A 23778-nucleotide genomic window follows, 5' to 3' on the forward strand; every position below is an offset into this window, starting at 1 on the left:
GACAAGCGGAACGACCTCACCGATATTCCGCCCGATCTCCGCGTCACGACGAGGCGGGGCGTCCCGGCTCGTCGGTGGTGCCGTCGCTCGCGCCCTCGTCTTCCGCGTCGTACAGCACGGGGCGGTCGACGGTCTTCGTGACGTCGGCGGGATCGACCGCGAGCATGAGCATCGCGAGGATCAGAAGGGTCGCGATGAAGGCGCCGCCGCCGACGACGAGGCTCAGCGCCACGGGGGTGAGGCCCTCGTAGGTGCCGTTCGCGATGGCGGTGTTCACGCGGAGGGTGAAGGCGCCGGTGGAGACGAGGGTGACCACCATGGCGAACACGCCGCAGCCGAGCGCGATGCCGAGCAGGTGGAGGGGCCGCAGGATGTCCCGTCGGGTGGGCTTGTCGTCGCTCATCGCTCTCCTCCGTGCTCCACAGGAGCCGCATCGTTCTCGGGGGCGGCAGCGACGTCATCGGCGTCCGCGCGCTTCGGGGTGAGGCCGGCGATGCCGAGGAAGACGGCGACGATGGCCGCATACCCGCCGAACATCCCCACGCCGAGGATGATGCCGGACAGCTCGAACGTGCCCGCCTTCTCGATCGTGTACTCCTGGACGAAGCCCGACGGGATCAGCAGCAGGACGACCGCGAGGAGCACGCCCAGCGCGCCGACCATGATCGCGTCGGTGGCGAGCGCTCCCCCGACGCGGCGGGCGCGGATGCCGGCGAGCAGCTCGAGGCCGCCGCTGAGCACGCCCCAGGTGATGAGCACGATGAAGAACATGTCGTCCGTGCGCCAGGCCGGCACGCCGCCGGCCATGCCGGCGATCGCACTCACGACCGCGAGGAGGATCGCCGACCAGCGCGACCCCGCCGGCAGGACGAGCCAGGCCGCGAGGATGTGCACGAGGGCGGTCACCAGCGCGAAACCGCTGAAGACGGCGAGACCGACCGCCGCGGAGTGATCCGAGGAGAAGGTGATCATCAGGGCCGCGACGGCGGCGAACAGCGCACGCAGCAATTGCACGTGGCGCATGGTGAACGCGCGAGCAGGGACAGACATGACGGCCAGATCCTCCGGGGTTTCCCCACCAGTCTACGCGGGGCCAGGAGCCGGAAGCGCCCGGGGATGCTCGTGAAGCCCGGCGGATCTCCCCAGATCGATTGCCGGGCTTCACGACATACGCAGCAAGGGGGGCATCACTGCGTCGGGCCACTGCCGCAGGGTCGGGCACCCTCCCCGCGACATCGCAGCCCCGTGACCCACTTGCTCACCTGGTCCCCTGAGGTGTGCGCGTGCGGTCGTATGCTCACTCTAGAGATGTGTTCTTCACATACCGGGTGGGGGCTGTGATGGGTTTTGGGGACGGCGAGAGAAGAGGGGCGACGCCGGACGCGTTCGCCGCGGCACTGCGAGATGCGATCAACGCGAGACCGGTGACGCTGTCGTGGTTGCAGCGGCAGCTCCGCGACCGGGGCAACCGCGTCTCCATGGCCACGCTGAGCTACTGGCGGTCCGGGGCCCGCCGCCCGGAAGGACCGCAGTCGCTCGCCGCTCTCGCCGACATCGAGGACCTGCTGTGCCTCGACAGCGGGGCGTTGAGCCGGCTCCTGCGCCCGCACCGCACGGGGCCGCTGGGCCCGCAGGGGTTCCCGCTGGAGCAGGTCGACATGGAGCGGGCGGTCCGTGAGGTCTACGCCGCCCTCGGCGCCACCTATCCGGACACGTCGCGGGAGCTCACCGTCCATTCGGTCACGGACGTGGACGCCGACGGCGAGGTGTCCTCGTGCCTCACCCGCAGCATCGTGCAGTCCACCACCGGGGTCATCACGGCCATCCCCGTCCTCGACCTCACCCCCGGGGTCCCCGGACCTCCGCCGCTCCTGACGGCCGTGGCGGGCGGACGGGTCACGGCCCGCTACTCCCATCCGAACGGCGAGGCGCACGGTGCGCTGATCGAGCTCGACGTGCCCCTCGCGGCCCCGGACACCGCGGTGGTCGAGTGGTCGGTGCAGTACGAGCCCGGCCACCCCTCGGATCGGGAAACCGGGCACGCCCTCTCCCGGCAGGCTCGGGAGCTGCTCGTGTGGACGCGCTTCCACCCCGATGCCGTCCCCGACTGGTGCGACGAACTCGTCGAGACCGCCGGGGGCACCGTCGTCACCGCGCTCCCCCGGCCTCGCGGCACGTCGGTGCATCAGGTGCGCCGGGCGTTCGGTCCCGGCGCCCTCGGCCTGCGCTGGGGGTACGGTCCTCGCGAGGGTGATCAGCCCGGCTGATCGCCCGTCGCGACCGGCCGGCCCGGCGTGTTCGACCACTGGCTCCAGGAGCCGGGGAAGACCTTCGCCGGGATGCCCACCTCGTGCAGGACCAGAGCCGTGTGCGCCGCCGTGATGCCCGATCCGCAGTAGGCCGCGACCGGCGTCTCCGCGGTGATCCCGATCTCGGCGAGCGTCGCCCGCACCGTGTCACGGTCTCGGATGCGCCCGGTCTCGTCGAGGTGCCGCGTGGTGGGGAGGTTCCGGGCACCGGGGATGTGTCCGGCGATCGGGTCGAGCGGCTCGGTCTCGCCGCGGTAGCGCTCCGGGGCGCGCACATCGAGCAGGACCCCGGTCTCCGGGAACGCCGCCGCCTCGTCGATCGAGAGGGCGTCCTGGCCGGGATCCGCGAGGACGACGTCACCGGTCTCCGGCACGACGTCGTCGGTCGCCAGGTCGTATCCGGCCGCGGTCCAGGCGCGCAGCCCGCCGTCGAGCACCCGGACGTCGACCCCGGCCTGCCGCAGCAGCCACCACGCCCGGGCCGCCGCGAGTCCCTTGGTGTCGTCGTAGGCCACGACGGTGTCGCCCTGCCGCACGCCCCAACGCCGGGCCGCCGCCTGCAGGGTCTCCGTCGACGGGAGCGGATGCCGACCCTCGGTGGGCGCTCCGGGCGTGGAGAGCTCCTGATCCAACGACGCGAACACCGCGCCGGGGATGTGACCCGAGCGGTAGTCGCCCGGGCCCGCCTCGGGACGATCGAGGCGCCAGCGCACGTCGACGACCCGGATCGGGGCGCCGTCGTCGAGGAGGTCGTGGAGTTCGGTCGCGGAGACGAAGTGACTCATGGTGCGAGGCTACCGAGTGCGCGTCGCCGCGCTTCCGTCGCCGTCACGGACGGACATGGTCCTCGCGGCCCGGGAATAGCCACGCCTCCCCGGCGTTTCCCCTCACATGATTGAAACTTCAACGGTCGCCGCGGAGCGTACCCGCGTGCGGGTGCCCCTGCGCTTCGCGGACGGCTTCACCACGACGGCCGACGTGGTGACCTTCGACGGCCTCGTGGACGGACGCGAGCACCTGCTGCTCGGCCTCGGCGACTGGCAGGCGGCTCTCGCCCGCTCCGCCGAAGGCGGGGACGCCCCTCTCGTCCGCCCGCACAGCGAGTGCCTCACGGGAGACGTGTTCGGCTCGGAGCGCTGCGACTGCGGACCGCAGCTGCGGGAGGCCGTGGAGCGGATCGCCGCGGAGGGCGGCTTCCTCCTCTACCTGCGGCAGGAGGGTCGCGGCATCGGGCTGTACGCCAAGCTCGACGCCTACGCCCTGCAGGACGCCGGTCTCGACACCTACGAGGCGAACGTGGCCCTCGGCCGCGGCGAGGACGAGCGGGACTACACCGTCGCGGCGCAGATGCTGCGAGCGCTGGGCGTGGACGGCATCCGCCTGCTCAGCAACAACCCCGACAAGGCCGCGCAGCTCGACAGGCTCGGAATCCATGTCACCGAACGGGTGCGCACCGAAGTGCACCTGTCGGAGGCGAACTCGCGCTACCTCCAGGCGAAGCGCGACCACACGGCGCACACGATCGACCTGACCGCGGCGTGACCTCCGAGGAGCACGACATGACCGAGACGCGGCACCCGCGGCGGCTCGACGACGACGAGCTCGCGACGTGGCTGCCGATCATCCGGTTCGTCCAGCTGCTGCCCCAGGTCCTCGACCGGGCACTGAAGGATGAGGTGGGCCTGAACCACGCCCGCTACGCGATCCTCGTGACCCTCGCCGGGCAGGGCGAGGACGCCGTCACCATGACCGAGCTCGCGCGCATCGCCGGACTCAGCCGATCGCGGCTGAGCCACGCCCTGGACTCCCTGGAGGAGCGCGGGTGGGTGGAGCGGACGTCGTGCTCCACGGACAAGCGCACGCTCTCCGCGACGCTGACCCCGGCGGGCCGGGAGATGCTCCGGGCGGCCGCGCCCGTCCACGTCGCCCAGATCCGCGAGCTCATCCTCGACCCGCTGTCCGCGGAGGATCGGCAGCGGCTGCAGGACATCCTGGGCGCGCTGCTTCCCGGCGTCACGGCGGCGCTGTGAGCTGCGTTCTGCTCTGAGCAGAACGTCTCGATCGCCGCACAGACGGCGGCATATCGTGAGGCATGGCCGACATCGTCCCGTTCCCCCGCGCCCCGCATCCCGTCCGTCCGCCGTCGAGCGGCCCCGAGCCGCTGTGGCGCGACCTGCTCGGGGATCAGCTCCGGCGGCGTCGTCATGACCGCGGGGAGACCCTCAGCGAGACCGCGGAGAAGGCCGGGGTCTCGCCCCAGTACCTCTCCGAGGTCGAGCGCGGTCGGAAAGAGCCGTCCAGCGAGATGATCGCCGCGATCGCCGGGGCCCTGGACGCCACCCTCGTGGAGCTCACGAGCGCGGTCGCCGAGGAGCTTCGTCAGGCCGCGCCCGCTGCGGCGGTGGTGACGGCCTCCCGCGGCGCCTTCGCCCTCGCCGCCTGACCCGTTCCACCTGCACGACCGGAGTCCGGGTGCACGACGGACCCCGGGAATCCGTCGTGCACCCGTCACCTCATCGTGCCTCCGGATCACGGGGACCGAGCACGGTGTCGATGAGGCCGTAGTCGAGGGCGGCGGCGGCGGTGAAGACCCGGTCCCGGTCGGTGTCGGCGCGGAGCTCCGCGAGGGAGCGGCCGGTGTGCCGACCCAGGATCGTCTCCATGTCCGCGCGCACCCGCACGACCTCGTCGGCCGCGAGGATGAGGTCCGGGATGGCTCCGCGCGACTGACCGGCCGGCTGATGCAGCACGATGCGCGCGTGGGCGAGGGCCGCCCGCTCCCCCGGCGCTCCCGCCGCGACGAGCAGGGCCGCCGGACCGATGGCCTGCCCGACGCAGGTCGTCGCGATCCGCGGACGGATGTGCTGCATGGTGTCGTAGATCGCCAGCGCGGCACCGGGGTCGCCGCCCTCGCTGTTGATGTAGAACTGCACAGCGGTCTCCGGGCTGTCCGCGTCGAGGTGCAGGAGCTGCGCGATGAGGGCGTTGGCCACCCCCGCGTCGATGCCGGTGCCGAGGTAGATGACGCGTTCGGCGAGCAGATGCGAGTACACGTCCATGACCCTCTCGCCCCGCGGATGCTGGGCGATGACGTTCGGGATCGTGTAGCCGCTCATGCGTCCGCCCCCAATCCCACGCGCGCACGACGACGCGGCATGATCTCCGCCGTCGACTGCACGATCTCGTCGACGAACCCGTAGTCCTGCGCCTCGGCCGCGGTGTACCAGCGGTCGTGGAGGGAGTCCTCGAAGATCCGGGCAAGGGGCTGACCGGTGTCGTGGGCGATGAGGCCGAGGACGGTGTCGCGCATGTGCCGGAGGTCGTCGGCCTGCGCCTCGATCTCGACCGCCGATCCGCCGATCCCCGCCGAGCCCTGGTGCATGAGGATCCGCGCGTGCGGGAGAGCGCGCCGCTTGCCCTTCGTCCCCGCGGAGAGCAGGAACTGCCCGGCGCTGCAGGCGAGGCCGAGGGCGAGGGTGGAGACGTCGTTCGGGATGAGGTGCATGAGGTCGCGGATCGCCAGCATCGATGGCACGGACCCGCCCGGCGAGTGGATCCAGAGGGCGATGTCGGCCGCCGGATCCTCGGCGGAGAGGCCGAGGAGCTGCGTCATCAAGAGGGTGCCGTTGTCGTCGTCGAGGGCGCCGTCGAGGACGAGCACCCGCTCGTGGAACAGGGCGCGCCGGGCTTCGGGGCCGAATTGCGGGAGGGGCTTGTCTTCGCTCATGTCCCCAGCATCCGGCTCCTCCGACGCTGGGGGGAGCGAATCCGCCCGGAGCAGATCCGCTCTGGGCGGCGGCGTGTGCACCCGCCGGAAAACGCGACGTAACACCGCCGACGCACGACCCGCCTAGCCTCGGGGCATGGCGAAACAGAAAGCACCCGCATGGCAGTCCGAGGACGGCCTGAACTTCCGCACCCGCAAGTGGGTGCGCCCGGAAGACCTCAACGCGAACGGCACGCTGTTCGGCGGAAGCCTGCTGAAGTGGATCGACGAGGAGGCCGCGATCTACGCGATCGTGCAGCTCGGCAACTACCGCGTCGTCACCCGGCACATCTCCGCCATCACGTTCGAGGCGTCGGCTGTGCAGGGCGACCTCATCGAGATCGGGCTGCAGGCCACCCGATTCGGCACCACCTCGCTCACCATGCGGGCCGTCGCGCGCAACATGATCACGCGCAAGCGCATCCTCACCATCGACGAGATCGTGTTCGTCAGCATCGGCGAGGACGGCCTGCCCACGCCGCACGGCTACGACGAGATCACCTACGATCGCGACCGCATGCCCACCGAGCGCATCGCCACCGGCACGATCCCGCTCCCGAAGCACTGACCCTCATCCGCTGACCCACCCCCTTGCGGTCGACCCACCCCCGAAAGTGCGTCACTTACGGGGGTGGGTCGCGCGGAAAGGGGTGGGTCGACGGTCAGCGGTGGGTGACGCGGTGGCCGATCCAGAAGCCGATCGCGATCAGGCCGACGAGACCGATCCCGAGGATCCACGGGAGCAGGGAAGGCGCGGCGCCCGCGGTGGCCGTCGCGAGCGTGCCGGAGCCGTCGGCGATGCGCCCGTTGCCGGCCGCGAGGTCCGCGGCGCCCGCGTCGAGCTTCGCGCTTCCGGCCGCGAGGGTGCCGGAGCCCTCGGCGACCGCGTCGGCGCCGGTGCGGAGTTCGGTCATCCCGGACCGGAGGTCGCCGGCACCCGACTGCAGCGCGCCGACGCCCGTGGCCAGAGACCCGGCGCCCTCGTCGAGCCGCGCCGCGCCGGCGCTCAGCTCCGCGGTTCCGGAGTACAGCGACGATGCTCCGGTCGAGAGGGTCTGCAGCCCGGACGAGAGATCTGCCGCGCCTGCCGCGAGACGGGAGGTGCCGTCCTGCAGCGTCTGCGCTCCGGCCACGAGGGCGGGAGCGCCCTTCGGGGAGACCAGCACCACGGTCCCCGGCCACCCCTTCGAGGGGTCCCCGTTGATGAGCGCACCGACGCCGGCCGTGACACGAGCGGAGCCGTCGGCGGCGCCGATGAGTCCCTGTGCGAGGCCCGGAGCAGCCGCGGCGGGAGCGGCCAGCGCGCCGACCTGCTTCTCGACGCCGGCGGCGAGCGCCGCGAGCTGCTGGAGCTGCACATCGGCGGGGTTCGCAGCGAGGAGACCCTGCAGACCGGCGGCGAGAGTCCGCGCGTTGCCGGGAGCGCTCGTGGCGACGCCCGTCAGCAGCGTCTGCGTGTCCGGGTGAGCGAGTTTCTGCACGTCGGCACTCACTCCGGCGCGCAGGGTGGTGCTGAGGGTCGTCGCGCCCTCGAGCACGCCGTTCGCGTACCGGTGCGCGCCGTCGACACCGGCGGCGAGAGTGGTCACGCCGTCGACGAGCTGCCGGGCTCCGGCGTCCGCCGCCGCCATCTTCGACGCGAGCTCCTGCGATCCGGCGAGCGCCGTCTGCGCTCCGCCGCTCACCCGTCCCGCACCGTCGACAGCGGTGGCGGCTCCCGCGGCCAGGGTGCCCGCGCCCTCGGCGAGCGTGGTGGCGCCCGCGGCGGCGGTGGTCGCCCCGTCACTGAGCTTCACCGATCCCTGCTGCGCCGTCGCGGTGCCTGCCGCGAGATCCTGCGTACCCGCGGCCAGCTCATCGGCTCCCGCGGCGAGGTCGGCGGCACCCGCGGCGAGTTCCGAGGATCCCCCCTGCGCGGTGGTCGTGCCGTCCGCGAGCTCTGAGGCGCCCGCGGACACCTTGCTCATCGTGGCGAAGAACAGCAGCACCATCGCCGCCAGCAGAAGGCTGAGGACGGTCACGGCGATGCGCATGCCGAGGCCGTGCGCGTGGGTCTTTTCACTCGTCATTGAGGACTCCCGAGGTCAGTGGCGTCGTTGCCACCCGCGACTGTAGGCCCGCCCTCTCCCCGACCCCCCGGTTTTGCCGTCAGGTACCAAGTCCCACCTCTGCCGGGACTCAGTTTCTTGTCGTCCTCGCACAATCGCCGATCCGGCCCCTTATGTACGAGCCACCCCCATATGTGACGCACTTTCCGGGCTGGGAGGCACGGAAAGGGGTGGGTCGGCGAGAGTGGCGAAGGCGTTCGCGAGGTCGGCGAGGAGATCGTCGACGTTCTCGAGGCCGATGGACAGACGCAGGACGTCGGCGGCGGGACGCGCCTCCGCGGGGACCGGACGGTGCGTGAGCGCGGCGGGGTGCTGGATGAGGGAGTCCACGCCTCCGAGCGACACGGCGTGCGTGAAAAGGCGGGTCGCCCCGGCCACCGCTGCGGCCGCTGCATAGCCGCCGCGCAGCCGCAACGCGATCATCGCCCCCGGCCCGCGGAGCTGCCGTTCCAGGATGCCGCGCGGATCCCCGTCGAGCCCGGGATAGAAGACCTCGGCGACCTCGGGCCGATCGACCAGCCACTGCACGATGCGACGAGCGCTCTCCTGCTGGTGCCGCACGCGGACCGGCAGGGTCGTGAGACCGCGGTGCAGCAGGTACGCGCCGAGCGGGTGCAGGAGCCCCCCGGTCACCGCACGCACGCGACGCAGCGCCTCCGCGGTCGTCTCGTCACAGGCGACGACGCCGGCGATGACATCACCGTGGCCGCCGAGGTATTTGGTGGCGCTGTGCAGCGACATCGCCGCGCCGTGATCGATCGGGTTCTGCAGCACGGGGGTCGCGAACGTGTTGTCGACCACGACCGGCACGCTCCCCGCCTGCCGCACGACCTCGGCGATGTCCGCGACCTCGAGGGTCGGGTTCGCCGGCGTCTCCACGACGACGAGTCCGGTGTCGGCGCGCAGCGCGGCGGAGACCTCGTCGGGACGGCAGTACGTCGTCTCCACGCCGAGCAGACCGGACCCGAGCAGGTGGTCGGTCCCTCCGTAGAGCGGACGCACCGCGACGACGTGCCGCGCTCCCGTGGCACCCGTGTGCGCGAGGATCACGGCGGTCATGGCCGCCATCCCGGAGCCGAAGGCGACGGCGGCCTCGGCGTGCTCCAGCTCGGCGAGCGCATCCTCGAAGCGCGCGACCGTCGGATTCCAGAGGCGGGCGTAGACCATGCTGCCGTCCTGCGGCGGGCGGCCCCCGGTCGCCATCGCCTCGTACGAGTCACCGCCGCGCTCGACGTCGGGCAGCGGATTCGTCGTGGAGAGGTCGATCGGCAGGGCGTGGACCCCGAGCGCCTCGAGGTCGGCACGGCCGCTGTGGACGGCCACGGTGTCGGGATGCAGCGGTGCGGTCATCCCTCCACGCTGGTCGAATCGCGAGATTCTCGCTGGTCTTCGACAGAACACCTCACTGAATCCGGGATCCTCGCTATTCTGTGCAACATCCGGCCGTACCGAGGAGGACACGTTGGCGAAAGCGCAACTCGACGAGATCGACCTGGAGCTGCTCGCCGCCCTGAGCCGCGATGCGGCCGTCACCAACAAGGCTCTGGCCCACCGCCTCGGACTCGCGGAGTCCACCTGCGCGCACCGGATCCGCGCACTCCGGGAGCGGGGTGTCATCCGCGACACGCGCGTCCGCCTCGACGGCTCCGCTCTCGGCTACCCCCTGCAGGCGATCATCAAGGTCCGCCTCGCGCACCACACCGGCCCCAAGGTCACGGCGCTCTTCGACGCGCTCGTCGCGATCCCCCGGGTTCTCCAGGTGTTCCACGTCGCCGGCGTCGACGACTTCCTCGTGCACGTGGCCGTACAGGACGCGACCGCTCTCCGCGACATCGTGCTCGAGCACATCACCGTCCACCCCGTCGTCCGCGGCACCGAGACCCAGCTCGTGTTCGAGCTCCGCGACGGCACGGGCTTCCTCCCCCGCTGAACGAGGGGGCAGGATGGAGGGACGCCGTTGCAAAGGAGCACCATGAGCCGTCGTGCCACCCCCGCCACCGAAGCGATCCGCGGGATGAGGGACCTCCTCTTCACGCACGCCACGGACTACGACGCCGCACGCCGCGAGTTCGCCTGGCCCGACCTGACGGCCTTCAACTTCGCGCTCGAGTGGTTCGACGTCATCGCCGGAGAGAACCCCGACCGTCCGGCCGTGCAGATCGTCGAGGCCGACCTCAGCCTCCGGTCCTGGACGTACGGGGAGCTCTCCGCCCGCTCCGACCAGGTCGCCGCCTGGTTGCGCAGCCTCGGTATCCGCCGCGGCGACCACGTGATCGTCATGCTCAACAACACGATCGAGCTGTGGGAGGTGATGCTCGCGATCACGAAGCTGGGCGCGGTGTCGATCCCGACCTCGACGCTGCTGTCGGCCTCCGACCTCGCGTACCGCATCGAGCACGGCCGCGCCGGCGCCGTCGTCACCCTCGGCGCCCTGGCCGACCGCCTCGAGGGGATCGACCCCGACGTCCTGCGCATCGGGGTCGGCGCGTCGCTGCCTGCCGACTGGAAGCGGTTCGCGGATGCCGACGCGACCACGGAGCCCTTCGTTCCGGACGGCCCGACGCCCGCCGGCGACACGGCCCTGCTGTACTTCACCTCCGGCACGACGAATCGCCCGAAGCTCGTCCAGCACACCCACGTCTCCTACCCGGTCGGCCACCTCTCCACCATGTGGTGGCTCGGCGTGCGCCCGGACGACGTGCACCTCAACATCTCCTCCCCCGGATGGGCCAAGCACGCCTGGTCGAGCTTCTACTCCCCCTTCCTGGCCGAGGCGACGGTGTTCGTCTACAACTACGACCGCTTCGATGCGAACACGCTCATGGAGGTCATGGACACCCACCACGTCTCGACGTTCTGCGCCCCGCCCACGGTCTGGCGCATGCTCCTCCAGGCCGACCTCTCCCGGCTCGCGCACCCTCCGCGGGAGCTCGTCGGCGCCGGCGAGCCGCTGAACCCCGAGGTCATCGACCGGGTGCGCGAGGCGTGGGGCGGCACCATCCGCGACGGCTTCGGGCAGACCGAGATGACCGCCTGCATCGGCAACTCCCCCGGGCAGACCGTCAAGGTGGGGTCGATGGGCCGTCCGCTGCCCGGCTACCCGGTCGTGCTGCTCGATCCGTCGACGGGCGAGGTCGTGGAGGACGAGGGCGAGATCGCGCTCGACCTCGCACAGCCGCCGCTCGGCCTCATGGCGGGGTACTACGACGATCCGGAGAAGACCGCGGAGTCGCGGGCCGGGGGCTTCCACCACACCGGGGACATCGCCGTGCGCGACGCCGACGGCTACCTGACCTACATCGGGCGCTCCGACGACGTGTTCAAGGCCTCCGACTACAAGATCTCACCGTTCGAGCTCGAGTCCGTGCTGCTGGAGCACGACCTCGTGGTCGAAGCGGCCGTCATCCCCAGCCCCGACCCCACGCGCCTCGCGGTGCCGAAGGCCTACGTGTGCCTGACGCCGGACGCGGGCGCGGACGAGGCGGCCGCCGCGCGCGCCGTGTTCGGCTACGCGCACGAACGGCTGTCCTCACATCTGTGGGTGCGGATCATCGAGTTCGTGCCGGAGCTGCCGAAGACGATCTCCGGGAAGATCCGCCGCGTCGAGCTGCGGGCACGCGAGAGCGCCCGCGTGGCAGCGGGCGACGAGGCGCGGCAGCACCGCGACCGCGACTACCGCTGAATGCTAGGAGACGACGGCGACCGGCGCCGTGGGCGTCGCGGTCGAGCCGGTCTTGAGCGTGGCCGTCGTCGTGGTCGCCGGCGCCGGCTTCACGCGTGCGGCCCGGCGTCGCGACTCGAACCCGCCGGCCGTGAGCATCGCGCGCACGATCCCGCCGATCACGAGCATGCCCACGAGCGACGCGCCCGCCGCGATCAGCGGAAGCCACTGATTCGCGAAGCTCGCGGTGAAGCTCATCAGCGCGCACACGATCCACAGCCCGACCGCGCCGCCCGCGAGCCCCCCGGCTCCGCGGATGATCGCGATCGCGGCCACGATCGCGCAGACCGCGGCGAGCGCCGCACCCACGTATCCGATCGGTACCAGAATGGCGGCCAGGTCTCTGGCCACTCCCAATGTCGTCATGACGACCCCCCGTCCGGCGGAACCCCTCCGCACCTTCGACATTAGAAGTGTCTCTCCGGAAGGCCATCCGTCTCAAGTCCGATCCGGGTCATCCTTCCGGTGGATATCGCGGATCAGCGCCGGACCGGCCACCGCAGCCGGCGGGGCCGCACGACGCGGACCGGGCGGGTGACGACCGCGTCCACCACCATCGAGCCGTCGGTGGGGCCGACGATCGCGATCGCGGAGGTCTCGGTGGCCTCGGCCGGCGCCACGGGCTGCGTCGCCAGCGCGCGATGCGCCTTGACGTAGGCCGGCACGAGGAGCACGATCGCGCCCACCCAGGCGAGCGGGTTGCTGAGGGCCACGCCGTCGAAACCGATCATCGCCCCGAGGACGACGGCGGCGACGACGCGCATCACGAGCTCGATCACGCCGGTGACCGTCGGGACCAGCGTGTGGCCGAGTCCCTGCAGCGCGCCGCGGAGCACGAAGAGCATGCCGAGCGCCCAGTAGCCGCAGCCGTTGATGATGAGCATGCGGTGCGCCATGTCGACGACGTCGTCCGAGCCGTCCCCGACGAACAGCCGGACCATCGGCGCGCCGAACGCGATGAGCAGCCCGCCGAGGACGATCGCCGCCGCGACCGCCATCCAGGTGGCCTCGACCACACCGCGCCGGATACGGTCGGGGCGACGACCACCGTGGTTCTGCGCCGCGTACATCGACACGGCGAGCCCGAGCGAGGAGAGCAGGGCGACCGCCAGGCTGTCCACGCGGGACGCCGTCGTGTAGGCCGCGACCGCGTCGGCGCCGAGAGTGTTGAGGGCGACCTGCACCGTGAGGGTCCCGATCGCGATGATCGAGGCCTGGAAGCCCATGGGGAGACCGAGGCGCAGGTGGTCGGCGATGTCGGTCCGGGAGATGCGCCAGTCCGAGCGACGCAGGTGCAGCATGGGCAGCCGCCGGCGCACGAATTCCAGGCAGAGGATCACCGAGACGGCCTGTGCGACCACGGTGGCGAGCGCGGCACCCGCGACGCCCCACTCCAGCGGACCGACCATGAGCACCACGAGGCCGACGTTGAGCGCGCAGGAGACCGTGAGGAACACCAGCGGGGTCTTCGAGTCGCCGATGGCGCGGATGATGGCGGAGAGGTAGTTGAAGAACATCGTCGCGCCCGCGCCGAGGAAGCTGATCTGCGTGAACACCGTCGCCTCGGCCATGAGCTCGGGCGGCGTCTGCAGCAGCGCGAGGATCGGCCCGGCGATGAGCGGCGCGACCACCGTGAGGACCACGCTCGTGATGCCGCTGAGGAGCACACCCGTGGCGACCGAGCGGCGCACGGCGGCGTCGTCGCGCGCACCGAAGGCCTGGGCGATGGGGATGGCGAAGCCGCTCGTCAGACCCCAGGCGAAGCCGAGGAGCAGGAAGAGCAGGCTGCCCGTCGCGCCGACGGCGGCGAGGGACTGGACGCCGAGGTGGCGTCCGACGACGATCGCGTCGGCGAACTGGTAGAGCTGCTGCACGACGTTGCCGAGCAGGAGCGGGATCGAGAAGGCGAGGATGACGCGCCACGGACGGCCCGTGGTGAGGGTGGTGGCCATGAAGGAAGGGGCTCGCAGGGAAAGAGGGGATGGATCGGGGGTGCGCCCAGTTTATCGAATCGTTTCGGGCGAACGGAACACCCCGGACCGGATCGCCGCCGCCGGGGCGTCGATTTCGGACGAGTGGGCCCCGGTGGTTACTCTGCATCAGTCGAGGACGACCGGAGGAGATGAGCGTGACGAAGCAAGACACGGGGGCCATCCGCCAGGGGCAGACCGGAGCCGGAGGCGAGGAGCACCTGCGGCGCGCGCTCAGCAACCGGCACATCCAGCTCCTCGCGATCGGCGGGGCGATCGGCACGGGCCTGTTCATGGGCAGCGGCAAGACGATCTCGGTCGCCGGCCCCTCCGTGATCTTCGTCTACATGATCATCGGGTTCATGCTGTTCTTCGTCATGCGGGCGATGGGCGAGCTGCTGCTGTCGAACCTCAAGTACAAGTCGTTCAGCGACTTCGCGAGCGACCTGCTCGGCCCGTGGGCGGGCTTCTTCACCGGCTGGACGTACTGGTTCTGCTGGGTGGTCACGGGCGTGGCCGACGTGATCGCGATCGCCGGGTACACCGATGCGCTCATTCCCGGCATCCCGCTGTGGATCCCCGGCCTCCTCGTGGTCGTGATCCTCCTGGCGCTCAACCTGCCCACCGTCGCGGCGTTCGGCGAGATGGAGTTCTGGTTCGCGCTCATCAAGATCGTCGCGATCGTCGCCCTCATCGTGACCGGCCTGGTGATGATCTTCACCGGGTTCTCCCACGACGCCGGCACCGCGAGCTTCTCGAACCTGTGGGAGCACGGCGGCATGTTCCCGCACGGCTTCCTCGGATTCGTCGCCGGCTTCCAGATCGCGGTATTCGCGTTCGTCGGCATCGAGCTCGTCGGCACGGCCGCCGCGGAGACCAAGGACCCGAAGCGCAACCTCCCGAAGGCCATCAACGCCATCCCGATCCGGGTCCTCCTGTTCTACGTGGGCGCGCTCATCATCCTCATGTCCGTCACGCCGTGGACCGAGTACGTCGCCGGCGAGAGCCCCTTCATCGCGATGTTCGCCCTCGCCGGGCTCGGCATCGCCGCCACCGTCGTCAACCTCGTGGTGCTGACCTCGGCGATGTCCAGCGCGAACTCCGGCATCTACTCCACCTCGCGCATGGTCTTCGGGCTGGCACAGGACGGCGACGCCCCCCGGTTCTTCGGCCGGCTCTCGAAGCGCCGCGTGCCGCAGAACGCGCTGTTTCTGTCCTGCATCCTGCTGCTGTCCGGCGTCGTGCTGCTCTACGCGGGCAAGGACATCGGCACGGCGTTCGAGATGGTCACCACGGTGTCGGCCGTGTGCTTCATGTTCGTGTGGACGATCTTCCTCTGCAGCTACCTCGTGTACCGGCGCCGTCGTCCGGAGAAGGCGGCGACCTCGGCGTTCAAGATGCCGGGCGGCGTGTTCATGGTGTTCGTGGTGCTCGCGTTCTTCCTGTTCATCCTCTGGGCGCTGACCACCCAGCCGGACACCCTGATCGCCCTGCTCGTGACACCGATCTGGTTCGCGATCCTCATCGTCGCCTGGCTGTTCGTGCGGAGGTCGCCGCACCACCTGGAGCGCCACGCCGCCCACATCGCCTACCTGCGCGACGACACGATCCCGGCCGACTGAGGCGTCAGGCCACCGACTCGAGGGTCGCGGGCTGTGTGGCCGCGACCTTCGGGGCGAACACACGGGGGCGGAGCGCGAGGAACAGCAGCACCATGCCGGCGGCGAGCAGCATGTGCCCCACGCCCGCGATGCCGGCGATCATCTTCGTCGACTCCTGGCCGAGCACCGTGAGGCAGCCGTGCCAGACGAGCATCGCCGAGGTCAGCACGAGCCCGGCGGTGTAGGTCCAGAAGAACCAGCCGAACAGGCGGCTCTCGGAGAGCGCGAACGCCTTCTCCAGGAGCATCACCACGAGGAATACGACGAAGCCCAGCACGAGCAGATGCGTGTGCACGAGTCCGAGCTGCGTCGGCGCCCCCTCGGGGAAGCCGTTGATCTTGGTGAACTCGCGGTAGAAGAGTCCGGAGGCGACGCCCACCAGCATGGAGGCGAACGCGGCGGTGAAGAGCCTGCGCATGGGAGTCCTTTCTGTCTGCCTCCAGCCTCGCCGTGGGGCCGTCGCTGCGGATCCATCGAACGGTTGAGACCGCGGGCGTCAGAGCAGTCCGGACTCCCTGGCGATCGCGACCGCCTTCGCGCGACTGTCGGCCCCGAGCTTCTCGAAGACGTGCACGAGGTGGGTCTTCACCGTCGCCTCCGTGACGAACAGCGCCTTCGCGATCTCCCGGTTCGAGGCCCCGGTGTCGAGCAGCCGCAGCACGTCGAGCTCGCGCCCCGTGAGCTGCACCCGCGGGGCGCGGAGGGCGCGGCCGACGCGCGCCGTGAGCTCCGGCGTCAGCGCCTGCCCACCCGATGCGGCCTGTCGCACGGCCCGGACGATGTCCTCCGGGGCGATGTCCTTGAGCAGATACCCCGCCGCCCCGGCCTCGATCGCGCCGAGGATCTGGGCGTCGCGGTCGAACGTCGTGAGGATGAGCACCGCCGGCGCCGGGTCGAGCGCCCGGAGCGCCGCCGTCGTCTGCACACCGTCCATGCCCGCCCCCAGCCGCAGATCGCAGAGGACGACGTCGGGACGCAGGTGCCGGGCGAGCACGACCGCCTCCTCCCCCGACGCGGCCTCGCCCACGACCTCGGCGTCGTCGCGGCGGTCGAACAGCGAGCGCACGCCCGCGCGCACGATGGGGTGGTCGTCGACGAGCAGGATCCGCACGGGGGTCACGACCGGCCTCCCAGGGGCAGGTGGGCGGACAGCGCGGTGCCGTCGCCGGGGGCGCTCTCCACGTCGAGACCGCCGCCGAGCTCGCGCAGTCGGGCGCGCATCGCCCGCAGGCCGTAGCCGCCGCCGGGCCCCGCCGCGTCCAGCCGCGACGGGTCGAACCCGCGACCGTCGTCGACCACGTCCAGCCGCACGGCGTCGCCGGCGTCCGCGAGGGTCACCACCACCCGGGTCGCGGCGGCATGGCTGCGCACGTTGGCGAGCGCGGACTGCGCCGTCCGCAGCAGGGCGACCTCCGCGTCGAGGCCGAGTGCGGGCAGATCCTCGTCGGCATGGAGGGTGGCCGCGATCCCGGTCTCGGCGGTCAGGCGCTCGAGCATCCGGGCGAGGGCGTCGCTCAGCGCGGAGCCGTCCAGCTCGGCGGGCATGAGGTCGTCGACGATGCGTCGGGCGTCGGCGAGCCCTTCCGCGGCGAGGGCCCCGATCTGCCCGAGCGCCCGCTCCCGGCCGTCCTCGTGCTCGGCGGCCGACCGCGCCAGCAGGACGATGGACGACAGGCTCTGGGCGACCGTGTCGTGGATGTCGCGCGACACCCTCGTGCGCTCGGCGGCGGCGCCGGACTCCCGCTGGGTCCGTGCGAGCTCGTCCTGGAGGGCCGCCATCTCCTGCTGCGTCGCGACGAGGGACGCGATGAGTCGCCGCCGCTCCCGCCCGTCGCGGACGAGCTCCAGGTAGCCGCGGGAGATCCCGAGGGCGAAGATGCCGCCCACCAGCGGCCCGATCACGTTCGCGTAGGTGGTCGTCCCGGTGTGCAGCAGCGGCGCCACGATGACGACGGCGAGGATGAGGATGCTGAGCAGCACAGCCCACCGCAGTCGCAGCAGGAAGCCGGCGAGCAGCCACAGCGAGAACGCCAGCCAGACGAACTCCGGCGACAGCGCCACCGCCCCCAGCCAGATGGCCGTGAGCCCCAGCAGCCAGCCCGCGGCGAGCGCCCGGTCGTCCGTGCGGGAGGAGAGCAGGAGTCCGCCGCCGTACCAGCCGAGGAAGGCGAGGGCGGTCGCGAGCAGCCACGGCACCGGGACCCCGTCGGCGAGGGAGCGGACGACGCCGACGACGGTGAGCACGACCGTGATGACGGCCTGGCCGATACGGAGCGACGTGACCAGGCGCCCCCAGGAGCGCGTGCGTCCCGTCCGCCCTCCCGGGTGGTCGGTCTCGGCGGTGTCTCCGGTCGGCATGCTGACATTCTCGTCCGCCGGGCCGGTGTGCGCCTCCATCGTTCGGTCGACCCGGTTCGAATCGCCCGATTGGCGGCATCCGGCCCGGATTTGGGACCAATCAGGCGATTCGAACGGAGGTATCGTGGGGCCGATGTCGACACCGCACCCGTTCCCGGCGACGATCGCGGCGGCCGTCGACCACGAGCTCGTGATCCGGAAGTCGCGCTTCCTCACCCATGTCGCACCGGTGTCGTCGGTGGCCGAGGCCGAAGCCGTCATCGCGACGGTCCGGAAGCGCGCCTGGGACGCGAACCACAACTGCACCGCGATGGTGACCGGGCTGCACGGGGATCAGGCGCGCTCCTCGGACGACGGCGAGCCCTCCGGAACGGCCGGGGTCCCGATGCTCGAGGTCCTCCGGCGCCGCGGCCTCACGGATGTCGTCGCGGTGGTGACCCGCTACTTCGGCGGGGTGAAGCTCGGGGCGGGCGGCCTCATCCGCGCCTACTCCACCGCGGTGTCTGAGACGCTCGACCGCGCCGCCCTTGTCCGTCGCGCGGCGCTCACCCAGGCGACCGTCGAGGTCCCGCACGCCGAGGCCGGCCGCTACGACAACCTGCTCCGCGACTGGGCGGCCTCCCACGGGGCCACGCTCGGCACGCCGACCTACGGGGCCTCCGCACAGCTGGAGCTGTGGGTGCCCGCCGCCGCGCTTCCGCGCCTTAGCGCCGACCTCGCCGCCGCGTCCGGGGGCGCCGTGGCCCCGGTCGCCGGGATCGAGCGGATCGTCGACGTCGCGGACTGAGACCTCCCGGCAGTCGCACACCGTCCGACGGATATCCTGGACGCCGCGGTCGCGGAAGGAGAGCGATGTTCGACAGTCCGCTCTCGGCCTCGCCGTACGAGATCCTCGGCGTGGATCCGGCCGTCGACGACGCCGAGCTCCGGCGGGCGTATCGGCTGCGACTGCGGCAGACCCACCCCGATACCGGCGGCGACGCGGCCGTGTTCATCCAGGTCCAGCGCGCGTGGGAGCTCATCGGCACCGCGGAGGACCGCGCCGCCTACGACCGCCGCGCGGGCCTGACCGACGACGGCGGCGAATGGAGCGGCTGGCGCCCCCAGACCGTGCGCACCGACACCCGGCCGCGCGCCCGCTCCTACGGACACCCCGGCGGCTGGCGCCGCGAACGCTACCTCTCCCTGATCCGCGAGTGGGCGGGTCACGGGGTCGAGGTCCCCGATCCGTACGCCCCGGCCCTCGTCCGCGCCGCCCCGCGGGAGCTCCGCCGGCTGCTCGCCGACGCGCTCGCGGAGGAGGCCACGGCCCGCACGGTCTCCGACCTCGGCATGGGCTTCACGGTCTGGCACGACGTCGCCGCCGGACAGACCCCCGAGGACAAGCTCGACCACGTGGTGCTCAGTCCCTCCGGCCTCTACGGCCTCATGTCCGAGGACTTCGGCGGGGTCGTGGGGTTCCGCCGCGGGGAGATCACCGGCCCGAGCCTCGGCACCCGGGCCCCGGTCACGGCGGCTCTCGCCCGGATGCGCGCGGTGGCGAAGGCCGCGAAGGTGAAGTTCGGCGGCGCGATCGTGGTGCTCCCCGACGACGACCTCGCCCAGGCGGTCACCCCGCTCGGCAGCAACCGCGGCGTCCCGGTCGTGGTGGTGCGGCGCAGCGCGCTGGCGATGGTGCTGCGGCAGGGCGTCCCCGGGGCGCGGGCCATCGGCGGCAACGAGCTGTTCGATATCCGCACCCGTCTGCAGCAGACGGTCCGCTTCGTCTGACGGCGACGCGCCCGGCATCCCGGCATGCTCTTTTGAATCACTCAAAACACGTGTAGAGTCGAGGGCATGGAGACGGAACTCGACTCGGCGTTGCGCGACGCCGGGCTGCGTGCGACTGCGGGCCGCGTCGCCGTTCTCGAGGCTCTCGGCTCCATGGCCCACACGGATGCGGAGCGGGTCTACCGCGCCGTGTCCGACGTGCTTCCGACCACGTCGATCCAGTCGGTGCACAACATCCTCGCGGACCTGACGACGGCGGGCCTCATCCGCCGGATCGAACCGGCAGGCTCCGCGGCGCTGTACGAACGGCGCATCGACGACAACCACCACCACGTCGTCTGCACCTCCTGCGGTGCGGTCGGCGATGTGGACTGCGTCGTCGGCGAGGCGCCGTGTCTCACCCCGTCCTCGACGGGGGGCTTCACCGTGCAGACAGCTGAAGTCACCTTCTGGGGCCTCTGCCCCAGCTGCCAGAACGCCGCGTAGGCGCATCCACCGATCCCCTCCCCGAGGGTCCGTTCGGCATGTCCGCGCGGAGAAGGAGAAGACCATGACCAACCCCACCGACGCGGGCCGTCCGGCCACGACGACGCAGGCCGGAGCGCCGATCGCGAGCGACACTCACTCGCTGACCGTGGGCCCCGACGGCCCCACCGCGCTGCACGACCACTACCTGGTCGAGAAGCTCGCCTCCTTCAACCGCGAGCGGGTGCCGGAGCGCAACCCGCACGCCAAGGGCGGCGGCGCGTTCGGCGAGTTCGTCGTCACCGAGGACGTCTCGAAGTACACCCGGGCGGCCGTGTTCCAGCCGGGCGCCACCTCGGAGACCCTCCTCCGCTTCTCCTCCGTCGCCGGTGAGCAGGGCTCGCCCGACACCTGGCGCGACGTGCGCGGGTTCTCGCTGCGCTTCTACACGACCGAGGGCAACCTCGACATCGTCGGCAACAACACCCCGACGTTCTTCCTCCGCGACGCCATCAAGTTCCCGGACTTCATCCACTCGCAGAAGCGCCTCGGCGACTCCGGCCTGCGCGACGCGGACATGCAGTGGGACTTCTGGACCCTCTCGCCCGAGAGCGCCCACCAGGTCACCTACCTCATGGGCGAGCGCGGCCTGCCCCGCAGCTGGCGTCACATGAACGGCTACGGCTCGCACACGTACTCGTGGATCAACGCCGAGGGCGAGGTGTTCTGGGTGAAGTACCACTTCATCTCCCACCAGGGCGTCGAGGCGATGAGCCCGGAGGAGGCCGAGCAGCTGGCCGGTTCCGACGCGGACCACTACCGTCGCGACCTGTTCCAGTCGATCGCCGAGGGCGACTTCCCGAAGTGGGACCTGTACGTGCAGATCATGCCGTACGACGAGGCCAAGGACTACCGCTTCAACCCCTTCGACCTCACCAAGACGATCTCGAAGAAGGACTACCCGCGCATCAAGGTCGGCACGCTGACCCTCAACCGCAACCCGGAGAACTTCTTCGCGCAGATCGAGCAGGCCGGCTTCGCGCCGGGGAACCAGGTGCCCGGTACCGGCATCTCCCCCGACAAGATGCTCATGGGCCGGATGTTCGCCTACCCGGACGCCCAGCGGCACCGCATCGGCGCGAACTACAACCAGCTGCCGGTGAACCAGCCGCACGCCGCCGAGACCCGCAACTACCAGCACGAGGGCTCGATGCGGTACCAGTACAACGACGCCGCGCACCGCACCTACCAGCCGAACTCCTTCGGGACCCCCGGTGGCCCCGCGGCCGACCCGGCGAAGGGCATCGAGGTGAACTGGTCGGCGGACGGCGAGCTCACCCGCTCCGCCGCGACGCTGCACGCCGAGGACGACGACTTCGGTCAGGCCGGCACGCTGTACCGCGAGGTCTTCGACGGCCCGCAGCGCGCCCGCTTCCTGGAGGTCCTGACCGGTCAGGGCCGTTCGATCACGGTCGACGCCATCCGCGAGCGCTTCTTCCAGTACTGGACGAACGTGGACGCCGAGCTCGGCGCCGCGCTGCGCGACCGCGTCTGACCCGAGACCCCGGGTTCTCCTCGAAACCCCCTCTCCGCGACACCGCGGGGAGGGGGTTTCGGCGTGTAACCGGGGTCTCGGCGCCCCGGAAGGGAGGAGTGGGGGGAGGATGGTGGGGTGGCTGTTCCCCTCTCCGACCTCACCGAGATGCCCGACCCGCAGCACGTCTACGCGGCGGACGGCACACGACTGGCGACCTACACGTGGGGCGAGCTCGACGCCCCGGTCGTGGTGACCGTGCACGGCTTCGCCTCGGGCGCGCGCGACAACTGGGTGCTCACCGGCTGGGTGCGCGAGCTGACCAGGGCCGGGTACCGCGTGCTCGCACTCGACCAGCGGGGCCACGGGCAGAGCGACAAGCCGCACGAGCCCGACGCCTACGCCATCCGCAACCTCGTGACCGACGTCGAGACCGTCATGGACACGTACCTCGTCGACGACGCGTTCTACCTGGGCTACTCGCTCGGCGCCCGCGTGGGGTGGGAGGTGGCCCGCGAGCTCCCGCATCGGATCGGCCGGGCGGTCCTGGGCGGTGTCCCCGACGGCATCCCTCTCGCACGTCTCGACCTCGACCAGGTGCGCGCGTACATCGCGGACGGCACCCCGGTGGAGGACCGCACGACGCAGAACTACATCGCGCTGACCGAGCGGGTGCCCGGGAACGATCTGCGCGCGCTCATCGCCCTGGCGGAGGGACTTCGAGGCTCCGGCACGATCGATCCCGATCCCGCGGACGCGCCGGTCGTGCCGCTGCTGTTCGCGACGGGATCGAAGGACGCGATCATCGAGGGCTCCCGGGCACTGGCCGCCGCGGCTCCCGATGCCCGTTTCGTCGAGCTCCCGAACCGCCACCACTTCAACGCCCCCGGCTCCCGCGACTTCAAGGAGGCCGCGCTCGGTTTCTTCGCCGAGTCCTGACCCCGCCGAGACCCCGTCTCCGCGCCGAGACCCCCTCCTGCATGCGTGTGCAGGAGGGGGTCTCGGCGCGAAAGCGGGGTCTCGGGGATCAGGCGGTGGCGTCCTCGCGCTTCGGGAGGACCCAACCGGCGCGGGGGAAGTGGCACGTGTAGCCGTTCGGGTACTTGATCAGGTAATCCTGGTGCTCGGGCTCGGCCTCCCAGAACGGACCGGCGGGCTCGATCGTCGTGACGGCCTTCCCCGGCCACAGCCCGGAGGCGTCGACGTCGGCGATGGTGTCCCGGGCGACCTGCTCCTGCTCGGGGGTGAGCGGGAAGATCGCCGACCGGTAGCTCGACCCGATGTCGTTGCCCTGGCGGTTCAGGGTCGACGGGTCGTGGATCTGGAAGAAGAACGCCAGGATGTCGCGATAGGTCGTCGCGCTCGGGTCGAAGACGATCTCCACGGCCTCCGCGTGACCGGGGTGGTTGCGGTAGGTCGCGTGGTCGTTCTCCCCGCCGGTGTAGCCCACGCGGGTGTCGATCACCCCGGGCTGGCGGCGGATGAGGTCTTCCATGCCCCAGAAGCAGCCGCCCGCGAGGACGGCCGTCTCGGTCCCGGGGGTGCGGGTGATGGTTCCGGTGTCGGTCATGACTGCTCCTCAGAGGTGTGGGTGGTGAAGAGGGGGCTGTAGCGACCGTACCCCTCCTTCTCGAGATCCTCCGCCGGGATGAAGCGGAGGGCCGCCGAGTTCATGCAGTAGCGCAGGCCGCCCTCGGCGCGGGGTCCGTCGTCGAAGACGTGCCCCAGGTGGCTGTCGGCGCCGGACGACCGCGCCTCGGTGCGGGTCATCCACAGCGTGCGGTCGGTCTTCGTGGTCACGGCGTCGGCGTCGATCGGGCGCGTGAAGCTCGGCCAGCCGGTGCCGCTGTCGTACTTGTCCCGGGAGGAGAACAGCGGCTGCCCGGAGACGACGTCGACGTAGATGCCGTCGTCGTGATTGTTCCAGTAGGCGTTGCGGAAGGGCGGCTCGGTGGCGTCCTGCTGCGTGACCTCGTACTGCAGGTTCGTGAGACCGCTGACGGCCTCGGGGGTCCTGCCGTAGTCGTTCGACATGAGTGGCTCCTTGTCCGACGCCGCTGGCTGCGGCGTCACTGAGGAGAACCAGGAACGAGCCCGTTTTGGTCCTGCGGGGCTG

At 71.3% G+C, this 23778-nt stretch carries 27 protein-coding genes; 13 read left to right on the plus strand and 14 right to left on the minus strand.

Features of this window, described 5'->3' with window-relative positions; translation table 11 throughout:
• Positions 1 to 43 precede the first annotated feature (43 nt).
• Positions 44 to 403: a hypothetical protein gene (locus KZC57_RS09365; RefSeq protein ID WP_060922574.1), complete on the minus strand. Its 360-nt coding sequence runs from the start codon at positions 401 to 403 to the stop codon at positions 44 to 46.
• The gene (locus tag KZC57_RS09370) at positions 400 to 1050 is read right to left on the minus strand and encodes an acyl-CoA synthetase (RefSeq protein WP_247641569.1); all 651 of its coding nucleotides are present in this window, start codon (positions 1048 to 1050) and stop codon (positions 400 to 402) included. The genes KZC57_RS09365 and KZC57_RS09370 overlap by 4 nt, the downstream gene beginning before the upstream one ends.
• 290 nt (positions 1051 to 1340) lie before the next feature.
• Here KZC57_RS09370 and KZC57_RS09375 point away from each other — a divergent pair, with 290 nt between their 5' ends.
• Positions 1341 to 2267 (plus strand): hypothetical protein, encoded by a 927-nt coding sequence (locus KZC57_RS09375; protein WP_105950642.1) that lies wholly within the window; start codon positions 1341 to 1343, stop codon positions 2265 to 2267.
• On the opposite strand, the gene KZC57_RS09380 is transcribed toward KZC57_RS09375, so the two are convergent.
• Positions 2255 to 3094, minus strand: coding sequence for a sulfurtransferase (locus KZC57_RS09380; protein ID WP_105950643.1), 840 nt, complete (start codon positions 3092 to 3094; stop codon positions 2255 to 2257). The genes KZC57_RS09375 and KZC57_RS09380 overlap by 13 nt on opposite strands.
• A 106-nt stretch (positions 3095 to 3200) precedes the next feature.
• Here KZC57_RS09380 and ribA point away from each other — a divergent pair, with 106 nt between their 5' ends.
• From ribA to KZC57_RS09395, 3 genes are all read left to right on the plus strand, one after another.
• Complete coding sequence (gene ribA, locus KZC57_RS09385) at positions 3201 to 3851, plus strand: GTP cyclohydrolase II (protein WP_247641570.1); 651 nt, start codon at positions 3201 to 3203, stop codon at positions 3849 to 3851.
• Positions 3852 to 3868: 17 nt separating this feature from the next.
• The gene (locus KZC57_RS09390) at positions 3869 to 4339 is read left to right on the plus strand and encodes a MarR family winged helix-turn-helix transcriptional regulator (protein ID WP_060922585.1); all 471 of its coding nucleotides are present in this window, start codon (positions 3869 to 3871) and stop codon (positions 4337 to 4339) included.
• Positions 4340 to 4401: 62 nt separating this feature from the next.
• Positions 4402 to 4752, plus strand: a complete 351-nt coding sequence (locus tag KZC57_RS09395; protein WP_060922569.1) for a helix-turn-helix domain-containing protein — start codon at positions 4402 to 4404, stop codon at positions 4750 to 4752.
• 70 nt (positions 4753 to 4822) lie between these two features.
• Here the strand turns inward: KZC57_RS09395 and KZC57_RS09400 are convergent, their stop codons facing one another.
• Both KZC57_RS09400 and KZC57_RS09405 read right to left on the minus strand, forming a co-directional pair.
• A complete protein-coding gene (locus KZC57_RS09400) occupies positions 4823 to 5425 on the minus strand; it encodes a ClpP family protease (protein WP_247641571.1) in 603 nt (200 codons plus the stop codon).
• Positions 5422 to 6036 (minus strand): ClpP family protease, encoded by a 615-nt coding sequence (locus tag KZC57_RS09405; protein ID WP_247641572.1) that lies wholly within the window; start codon positions 6034 to 6036, stop codon positions 5422 to 5424. The genes KZC57_RS09400 and KZC57_RS09405 overlap by 4 nt, the downstream gene beginning before the upstream one ends.
• Positions 6037 to 6172: 136 nt before the next feature.
• Between KZC57_RS09405 and KZC57_RS09410 the strand changes: the two genes are divergently transcribed.
• Positions 6173 to 6643, plus strand: coding sequence for an acyl-CoA thioesterase (locus tag KZC57_RS09410; RefSeq protein ID WP_247641573.1), 471 nt, complete (start codon positions 6173 to 6175; stop codon positions 6641 to 6643).
• 94 nt (positions 6644 to 6737) lie between these two features.
• Here KZC57_RS09410 and KZC57_RS09415 read toward each other — a convergent pair whose 3' ends face one another.
• Positions 6738 to 8144: a hypothetical protein gene (locus KZC57_RS09415; protein ID WP_247641574.1), complete on the minus strand. Its 1407-nt coding sequence runs from the start codon at positions 8142 to 8144 to the stop codon at positions 6738 to 6740.
• Between the two features lie 150 nt (positions 8145 to 8294).
• The gene (locus tag KZC57_RS09420; protein ID WP_247641575.1) at positions 8295 to 9533 is read right to left on the minus strand and encodes a PLP-dependent aspartate aminotransferase family protein; all 1239 of its coding nucleotides are present in this window, start codon (positions 9531 to 9533) and stop codon (positions 8295 to 8297) included.
• Positions 9534 to 9645: 112 nt separating this feature from the next.
• Here KZC57_RS09420 and KZC57_RS09425 point away from each other — a divergent pair, with 112 nt between their 5' ends.
• Positions 9646 to 10113, plus strand: a complete 468-nt coding sequence (locus KZC57_RS09425) for an Lrp/AsnC family transcriptional regulator (RefSeq protein WP_144881702.1) — start codon at positions 9646 to 9648, stop codon at positions 10111 to 10113.
• Between the two features lie 42 nt (positions 10114 to 10155).
• Complete coding sequence (locus tag KZC57_RS09430; protein ID WP_247641576.1) at positions 10156 to 11865, plus strand: AMP-binding protein; 1710 nt, start codon at positions 10156 to 10158, stop codon at positions 11863 to 11865.
• Between the two features lie 3 nt (positions 11866 to 11868).
• Here the strand turns inward: KZC57_RS09430 and KZC57_RS09435 are convergent, their stop codons facing one another.
• Both KZC57_RS09435 and KZC57_RS09440 read right to left on the minus strand, forming a co-directional pair.
• Positions 11869 to 12270 carry a hypothetical protein gene (locus tag KZC57_RS09435; protein ID WP_144881698.1) on the minus strand — a complete coding sequence of 134 codons (402 nt, stop codon included), beginning with the start codon at positions 12268 to 12270 and terminating at the stop codon, positions 11869 to 11871.
• Between the two features lie 113 nt (positions 12271 to 12383).
• Positions 12384 to 13856, minus strand: coding sequence for an MATE family efflux transporter (locus tag KZC57_RS09440; protein WP_025102772.1), 1473 nt, complete (start codon positions 13854 to 13856; stop codon positions 12384 to 12386).
• Between the two features lie 170 nt (positions 13857 to 14026).
• Between KZC57_RS09440 and cycA the strand changes: the two genes are divergently transcribed.
• A complete protein-coding gene (cycA, locus tag KZC57_RS09445; protein WP_281732334.1) occupies positions 14027 to 15496 on the plus strand; it encodes a D-serine/D-alanine/glycine transporter in 1470 nt (489 codons plus the stop codon).
• Positions 15497 to 15500: 4 nt separating this feature from the next.
• Here the strand turns inward: cycA and KZC57_RS09450 are convergent, their stop codons facing one another.
• The 3 genes from KZC57_RS09450 to KZC57_RS09460 all read right to left on the minus strand — a co-directional run bounded on the left by KZC57_RS09450 (position 15501) and on the right by KZC57_RS09460 (position 17893).
• Positions 15501 to 15953: a DUF2871 domain-containing protein gene (locus tag KZC57_RS09450; protein ID WP_247641578.1), complete on the minus strand. Its 453-nt coding sequence runs from the start codon at positions 15951 to 15953 to the stop codon at positions 15501 to 15503.
• A 78-nt stretch (positions 15954 to 16031) separates the two neighbouring features.
• Positions 16032 to 16655, minus strand: a complete 624-nt coding sequence (locus KZC57_RS09455; protein ID WP_247641579.1) for a response regulator transcription factor — start codon at positions 16653 to 16655, stop codon at positions 16032 to 16034.
• On the minus strand, positions 16652 to 17893 hold the full coding sequence (locus KZC57_RS09460; RefSeq protein ID WP_247641580.1) for a sensor histidine kinase: 1242 nt from the start codon (positions 17891 to 17893) through the stop codon (positions 16652 to 16654). Before KZC57_RS09460 ends, KZC57_RS09455 begins: the two co-directional genes overlap by 4 nt.
• Before the next feature lie 133 nt (positions 17894 to 18026).
• Here KZC57_RS09460 and KZC57_RS09465 point away from each other — a divergent pair, with 133 nt between their 5' ends.
• The 5 genes from KZC57_RS09465 to KZC57_RS09485 all read left to right on the plus strand — a co-directional run bounded on the left by KZC57_RS09465 (position 18027) and on the right by KZC57_RS09485 (position 22601).
• Complete coding sequence (locus KZC57_RS09465) at positions 18027 to 18680, plus strand: YigZ family protein (RefSeq protein ID WP_247641581.1); 654 nt, start codon at positions 18027 to 18029, stop codon at positions 18678 to 18680.
• A gap of 65 nt (positions 18681 to 18745) precedes the next feature.
• Entirely contained in the window at positions 18746 to 19663 is a 918-nt protein-coding gene (locus KZC57_RS09470; RefSeq protein ID WP_217583614.1) for a DnaJ domain-containing protein, read from the plus strand.
• A 66-nt stretch (positions 19664 to 19729) separates the two neighbouring features.
• Complete coding sequence (locus KZC57_RS09475) at positions 19730 to 20149, plus strand: Fur family transcriptional regulator (protein ID WP_025102779.1); 420 nt, start codon at positions 19730 to 19732, stop codon at positions 20147 to 20149.
• 64 nt (positions 20150 to 20213) lie between these two features.
• Entirely contained in the window at positions 20214 to 21683 is a 1470-nt protein-coding gene (locus KZC57_RS09480) for a catalase (protein ID WP_025102780.1), read from the plus strand.
• 117 nt (positions 21684 to 21800) lie between these two features.
• Positions 21801 to 22601, plus strand: a complete 801-nt coding sequence (locus tag KZC57_RS09485; protein ID WP_105950655.1) for an alpha/beta fold hydrolase — start codon at positions 21801 to 21803, stop codon at positions 22599 to 22601.
• A gap of 88 nt (positions 22602 to 22689) precedes the next feature.
• On the opposite strand, the gene msrA is transcribed toward KZC57_RS09485, so the two are convergent.
• Together msrA and msrB are read right to left on the minus strand one after the other, a co-directional pair.
• On the minus strand, positions 22690 to 23232 hold the full coding sequence (msrA, locus tag KZC57_RS09490; protein WP_025102782.1) for a peptide-methionine (S)-S-oxide reductase MsrA: 543 nt from the start codon (positions 23230 to 23232) through the stop codon (positions 22690 to 22692).
• A complete protein-coding gene (msrB, locus tag KZC57_RS09495; RefSeq protein WP_062637836.1) occupies positions 23229 to 23696 on the minus strand; it encodes a peptide-methionine (R)-S-oxide reductase MsrB in 468 nt (155 codons plus the stop codon). The genes msrA and msrB overlap by 4 nt, the downstream gene beginning before the upstream one ends.
• Positions 23697 to 23778: the final 82 nt, after the last annotated feature.

The organism is Microbacterium sp. KSW4-4 (assembly GCF_023091185.1).
GTDB classification, from domain to species: Bacteria; Actinomycetota; Actinomycetes; order Actinomycetales; family Microbacteriaceae; genus Microbacterium; species Microbacterium paraoxydans.

Excerpts from the sequence above, each read along its gene's own strand:
- KZC57_RS09365 (WP_060922574.1), bottom strand. The coding sequence starts at position 403 with ATGAGCGACGACAAGCCCACCCGACGGGACATCCTGCGGCCCCTCCAC.
- KZC57_RS09370 (WP_247641569.1), bottom strand. The coding sequence starts at position 1,050 with ATGTCTGTCCCTGCTCGCGCGTTCACCATGCGCCACGTGCAATTGCTG.
- KZC57_RS09375 (WP_105950642.1), top strand. The coding sequence starts at position 1,341 with ATGGGTTTTGGGGACGGCGAGAGAAGAGGGGCGACGCCGGACGCGTTC.
- KZC57_RS09380 (WP_105950643.1), bottom strand. The coding sequence starts at position 3,094 with ATGAGTCACTTCGTCTCCGCGACCGAACTCCACGACCTCCTCGACGAC.
- ribA (WP_247641570.1), top strand. The coding sequence starts at position 3,201 with ATGATTGAAACTTCAACGGTCGCCGCGGAGCGTACCCGCGTGCGGGTG.
- KZC57_RS09390 (WP_060922585.1), top strand. The coding sequence starts at position 3,869 with ATGACCGAGACGCGGCACCCGCGGCGGCTCGACGACGACGAGCTCGCG.
- KZC57_RS09395 (WP_060922569.1), top strand. The coding sequence starts at position 4,402 with ATGGCCGACATCGTCCCGTTCCCCCGCGCCCCGCATCCCGTCCGTCCG.
- KZC57_RS09400 (WP_247641571.1), bottom strand. The coding sequence starts at position 5,425 with ATGAGCGGCTACACGATCCCGAACGTCATCGCCCAGCATCCGCGGGGC.
- KZC57_RS09405 (WP_247641572.1), bottom strand. The coding sequence starts at position 6,036 with ATGAGCGAAGACAAGCCCCTCCCGCAATTCGGCCCCGAAGCCCGGCGC.
- KZC57_RS09410 (WP_247641573.1), top strand. The coding sequence starts at position 6,173 with ATGGCGAAACAGAAAGCACCCGCATGGCAGTCCGAGGACGGCCTGAAC.
- KZC57_RS09415 (WP_247641574.1), bottom strand. The coding sequence starts at position 8,144 with ATGACGAGTGAAAAGACCCACGCGCACGGCCTCGGCATGCGCATCGCC.
- KZC57_RS09420 (WP_247641575.1), bottom strand. The coding sequence starts at position 9,533 with ATGACCGCACCGCTGCATCCCGACACCGTGGCCGTCCACAGCGGCCGT.
- KZC57_RS09430 (WP_247641576.1), top strand. The coding sequence starts at position 10,156 with ATGAGCCGTCGTGCCACCCCCGCCACCGAAGCGATCCGCGGGATGAGG.
- KZC57_RS09435 (WP_144881698.1), bottom strand. The coding sequence starts at position 12,270 with ATGACGACATTGGGAGTGGCCAGAGACCTGGCCGCCATTCTGGTACCG.
- KZC57_RS09440 (WP_025102772.1), bottom strand. The coding sequence starts at position 13,856 with ATGGCCACCACCCTCACCACGGGCCGTCCGTGGCGCGTCATCCTCGCC.
- cycA (WP_281732334.1), top strand. The coding sequence starts at position 14,027 with ATGAGCGTGACGAAGCAAGACACGGGGGCCATCCGCCAGGGGCAGACC.
- KZC57_RS09450 (WP_247641578.1), bottom strand. The coding sequence starts at position 15,953 with ATGCGCAGGCTCTTCACCGCCGCGTTCGCCTCCATGCTGGTGGGCGTC.
- KZC57_RS09460 (WP_247641580.1), bottom strand. The coding sequence starts at position 17,893 with ATGCCGACCGGAGACACCGCCGAGACCGACCACCCGGGAGGGCGGACG.
- KZC57_RS09465 (WP_247641581.1), top strand. The coding sequence starts at position 18,027 with ATGTCGACACCGCACCCGTTCCCGGCGACGATCGCGGCGGCCGTCGAC.
- KZC57_RS09470 (WP_217583614.1), top strand. The coding sequence starts at position 18,746 with ATGTTCGACAGTCCGCTCTCGGCCTCGCCGTACGAGATCCTCGGCGTG.
- KZC57_RS09475 (WP_025102779.1), top strand. The coding sequence starts at position 19,730 with ATGGAGACGGAACTCGACTCGGCGTTGCGCGACGCCGGGCTGCGTGCG.
- KZC57_RS09480 (WP_025102780.1), top strand. The coding sequence starts at position 20,214 with ATGACCAACCCCACCGACGCGGGCCGTCCGGCCACGACGACGCAGGCC.
- msrA (WP_025102782.1), bottom strand. The coding sequence starts at position 23,232 with ATGACCGACACCGGAACCATCACCCGCACCCCCGGGACCGAGACGGCC.
- msrB (WP_062637836.1), bottom strand. The coding sequence starts at position 23,696 with ATGTCGAACGACTACGGCAGGACCCCCGAGGCCGTCAGCGGTCTCACG.